Source organism: Frankia sp. CeCAU1 (assembly GCF_977971845.1).
Window position 1 is genome coordinate 1 of the sequence record NZ_CDWWXA010000225.1, and the last position, 4,466, is coordinate 4,466.

A 4,466-nucleotide genomic window follows, 5' to 3' on the forward strand; every position below is an offset into this window, starting at 1 on the left:
CCTAGACGACCGTTCCTGCGCCCGAACCGGCAGCCGAACGGCAAACGATCAGGTATTCATCCGGCAAACGATCAGAAAACATGTGGTCCACCAGGAAACACGCCAGACAAGGCCCACCGACATCACCGGATAGCAGTAAGCATCCGGCTACGCTTTCTCCCGGGAAATCCGGTAACCAGGGAAGCGAGACGTCATGCCCCCTCAGCCCAGCACACACCCGGGATGGAACCCCGGCCAGCTACGCCGCCACCGCGAACAACTCGGACTGAGCCGGGCCGCCCTCGCCGACAAGATCGCCAACATTGACCCTGTCGTGGCCAAGGAAGCGGGGTTCACCCCACCGGCCGCCGGCCCCGAGATGATCAGCAAGCACGAGCGGGGCGTCAACTTCCCCGGCACGTCCTACCAGGCGGCTTACTGCCACTTTTTCCAGGCCAGCGAACCCGAACTCGGATTCCGCTACCCCTACCCCCACGAACACAAAGACGATCATGCGGGGTCTGTTACACCACCGCTAGCCGGGATACCCTCACAACACCAGCCCACGCCGCAGACCGAGGGGGTGGAGACCGCGAACCGCAGAGACCTACTCAGCCTCACCGCCGCAGCCATAGGACTCACCGCCACCGGCACAGCCGCAGCGATGATCGCGCCCGCCGACAGGTTGGCCATCCTGGAACGCGCCACCGCCGGCAGCGGCGCGGCATCCGCGGCCGAAGGGGCCCTACAGGCCGTGGTGGCCGACTACCTGCACCATCCCCCCGCCGAGACATTGCGCCGGGCCATCGCGTTGCAGCAGCTCACCGACGCCATCACCGCCCAATACCCGCTACGGCCCGCCGACCAGGCCCGGGTCTGGCGCGTATCCGGTGTCGCCACCGGCATCCGCGGATGGCTGGAGAACAACGCCGGACACACCACCGACGCCCGGCTGTCCTTGCGGGAAGCCCACCGCAGAGGCGAACTCCTCGAAGACAATCAGTTGATCGCCTGGACGCGCTTCATGCAGGCCACCATCGAGGACTACGCCGGCAACCCCGCCGGAGCCGAACAGTACGCGCTCGACGGCCTGCGCCACGCACCCAGCGGACCACAACGGGCTATCTTGCTGGTGGGCAGCCTTGCCGGGGCCCGCGCCGCCCATGGCGACATCCGAGGAGTTGACGCGGCCGTCAGCGAGGCCGAAAGCATCGTTAGCAGGCTGACTCCAGACGAGCGCGGCCCGCGAGAGGATCATCGTACCGTCGTTGACAGCCTTACCAGCATCGGATTGCCGATCTTCTCTCTCGACGTCGGCCGAGTGTATTCCCGCCTTGGCGAGATAGGCCGCTTCATGGAGGTAACGGCCGACGTCCGACCCGCCATCGAGCAGGGCAGTAGCTCACGGACGTCCGTGTTCCGCGCGGATGAGGCAGTAGCCGTTGCACGGAGCAAGTCACCGGATCTTGACAGGGTGGCCGCACTTGCCCGCGAAAGTTTGCGTCTCGCTGGCCCGTTCCAGACCGCTCACATCGCAAGCCGGGTCAACGTCGTCCTCGCCGTGACTGACCGCGACTATCCCGCGATTCGATCATTGGCCGACGAGGCCCACACCTGGCGGATCAGCCGCAACAGGCCCATCGACCTCGTCTAACCGGATAACCTGCATAAACAGCAACGATGTTTGATCGTCGCTAATGTTCTGTACTTCCTCAAGGGCGCCCCTTCGGGGCGCCGGGTGGTTCGTGTCACATGTGCCGCACGCGCCGCGCCGAACAGGACCCGTCCGGACCCGCCGCGCGCCGGGCGGGGCCCCGCCTCCCTTCGGTCGGCACCCCACCCGGGCGCGTCGGCCCGGCCACCCGTTCGGAGCGTCGAGGAGATCAGGGAATGTCACCGGTCGAGGGGTGTGGGTTAGAAGCAGTGCTGCCGCGCCCACTCGCCCCACGAGTGCGCAGAGCGCACCCGCAGGACGAGCAGGCTTGCCCACGGAGCAACCCGGGTCAGGCGTCAAGGATGGTCACTGAAACCGGTCGAGTGACGAGAGCCAGCGCAGCTCACCGGGGGCCAGGACTACGGACCCGGGTCCTGGGTAGCCGCCGGGTGTGGCAGCTACCCAGGACAGACGCGGCCTAGGGTTGCTGACCGAGGATTACCGTTTGTTGAACGGTCTGAAGTAGACGATTCATGGTGTCAAGTTCGTCGAGGGTCGTGTCTGTGTCCTTAGCCATGTGTGTCAGAGACCACAGTAGGTGCATCACGTCGCGGCGTGGGCCGCGGTCGGGCGGGGTTTCGTCGCCGGATACATCCTCCGTCGTCCCGTACGCCCGCATCGCAGCGTCGAGCGCCGCACAGGCGATCGTCGCCCAGGTCTGCCCCGCTCCATTGTCGGTCGGGGCGTTCTCGGTGGGCAGCGCGGCACGGCGAGCGGTCATCGCGTCGTCTACCGTGCGTAGCAGCGTGTAGAGATTGGCGTAGTCATCCGGTGACATCCGGGGGGTTTGGAACAGGCCGAGTAGACGCACCAGCGGACCCAACGCGTGAGTCTGGGCAGCTAGCTCATCGTCCGGTATCGGGGTCTGGGCACGCCGGAGCAGGCGTCCCGCCGCCAGTAGCACGGCTTGAGCCACTTGCAGCCAGTAGGCAGCCGCGTTCACATCGCTCACACCGTCGATCAGACGCAGGTCGAGGCCCGGCAACATCAGCACAGCTTCGAGCTTCATCCCGTCGTGCCCGTCCCACGTGTGGACGTCGACCGCAATCGGACGGTACGACGGAACGATTGTGATCATCGGGTTGATGGTGGGTGTCCACCCGTCATGTGGTGGTGGCATGATGGCCATAGGTCACGTACTCCTGTGGTCGCAGGGGTTCGGGGCTCAGGCCCGGGTTGCGGTGTTGGCGCACCGTTCCGGGCCGCTTTGTTGTGTACCTACATCATCGCTAATTCGCTTTAGGTTGTGAACACATAAGATTCCCTCACAAAGGGCTCTGGCATCTTCACGGCATGGATCGGGCGGGTGTACGCGGTCGGGACGGTGGACGGCCCGCGGAGACCGAAGGGCTCCAGATTAGCGGTTGGGGTCATATGGCCAGGACCGCGAGGGTTTCCGCCGCGCCGGGGTTCGAGACCTTCCGGCCCATGTAGGTGGACAGGGTGATGGACGGGTTGGCGTGGCCGAGGACATCGGCGATCTGGCGGGGGGTATGCCCATCCCCATCGAGGAGGGTGGCAACGGACCTGCGGCCGAACAGGTGGGACGTCAGGCCGGGGAAGCCGGCATCGTTCACGGCGTCGCGGATGTCGGCCTGAGTGTTACTCGGGTCGCGTAGGCCGCCCATCTGCGCGGGGAACACCACCTCGTCACTGTTCTGTCCGTGGTGGCGGGTGCGCAGCATGGCCACGGCCCAGGCCGGGAGTAGCAACAGCCGGTGGCCCGCCTTCGACTTCGGACGAGGCTTGTTGATCAGACCCTGGCCGGTAATCCGCACCACGGTGGACCGGATTTCCACGGTGCCCGCGTCCAGGTCGACCGCGTCCCAGACGATCCCGCATACCTCCCCGATGCGCGCGCCGGTGGCGATGAGCATGTCCACAAGATCGGGGATGTCGCGGCGCCGCGCCCGTTCGTCGTAGGTGAGCAGCGCCCGCAACTGCCGCAGTTGGGCTGCGCCGAGCGCCTTGGATACCGGCTTCGGTTCCGGTCGGGTGATCTGCCCGGCGTCGCGGACCACGTTGCGGTCCATTGCGTCGAGCCGGGCGGCCATCGCGCACATGCCGGACAGCACTGTTCGCGCGATCCGCGCCGCACCGGGGCCGCTTTTGGTCGTGACCGCGCTGAAAAACCGGTCCGCGGTTCCGACCGTGACCTGTCGGGCCTTCACTCCGCCGAGTGCGGGGTAGACGTGCCGGTCGAGGGTGGTGCGGTAGGCCGCGAGGGTGTTGGGAGAGCGGTCTTTCTTCTGCTGTTCGGCAAACCACGCCTCACCGAGGACCTTCATAGTCGTCTCCGGTGTGATGTCGCCGTCGCCGACCGCGACCCGCAGCCGGTCACGCAGCGCGAGTTTCAGTGCCCGTGTGGCCGCCGCCTTGGAGGTGCCGCCGCGTTCGACTTCGCGGCGTACCCCGTCATGGTCGCGGTAGAAGCAGCGTGCCCGGGAGCCCTTCGCCGTGGCGCTGTAGAAGATCTTTCCGCCGACACCGAGATCTAGACTGGGACGAGCCATGCCACACCGCCGCATCCTTCGGGAGTGGAACGAACGCCCTCATACTAGCCTGATCGTCCCGTACTTACCCCGTACTTTGAGTGATCAATAAGGGTGAATGGCGGCAAATGACGATGCTTGCCTGCAAGCATAATCCGCAGGTATCAGCATGTTTTCGCGAGTAGCGACGGATAACGAATCAATGGGATTGCTAATCCGTCGGTCGTGGGTTCGAGTCAGGCCTCTTCCAGCCAGTCGCCGCCGTGAAGCTCCGCTAACGA

Annotated in this window: 3 protein-coding genes; 1 reads left to right on the forward strand and 2 read right to left on the reverse strand. The window is 65.7% G+C overall.

Annotated features, from left to right (window positions below; genetic code table 11):
• Positions 1-193: 193 nt before the first annotated feature.
• Entirely contained in the window at positions 194-1,633 is a 1,440-nt protein-coding gene (locus tag AC08OO_RS22580) for a helix-turn-helix domain-containing protein (protein WP_011437771.1), read from the forward strand.
• A gap of 478 nt (positions 1,634-2,111) precedes the next feature.
• On the opposite strand, the gene AC08OO_RS22585 is transcribed toward AC08OO_RS22580, so the two are convergent.
• Both AC08OO_RS22585 and AC08OO_RS22590 read right to left on the reverse strand, forming a co-directional pair.
• The gene (locus AC08OO_RS22585) at positions 2,112-2,822 is read right to left on the reverse strand and encodes a hypothetical protein (RefSeq protein WP_476611723.1); all 711 of its coding nucleotides are present in this window, start codon (positions 2,820-2,822) and stop codon (positions 2,112-2,114) included.
• 241 nt (positions 2,823-3,063) lie between these two features.
• Positions 3,064-4,206 (reverse strand): tyrosine-type recombinase/integrase, encoded by a 1,143-nt coding sequence (locus AC08OO_RS22590; RefSeq protein ID WP_011437769.1) that lies wholly within the window; start codon positions 4,204-4,206, stop codon positions 3,064-3,066.
• Positions 4,207-4,466 lie beyond the last annotated feature (260 nt).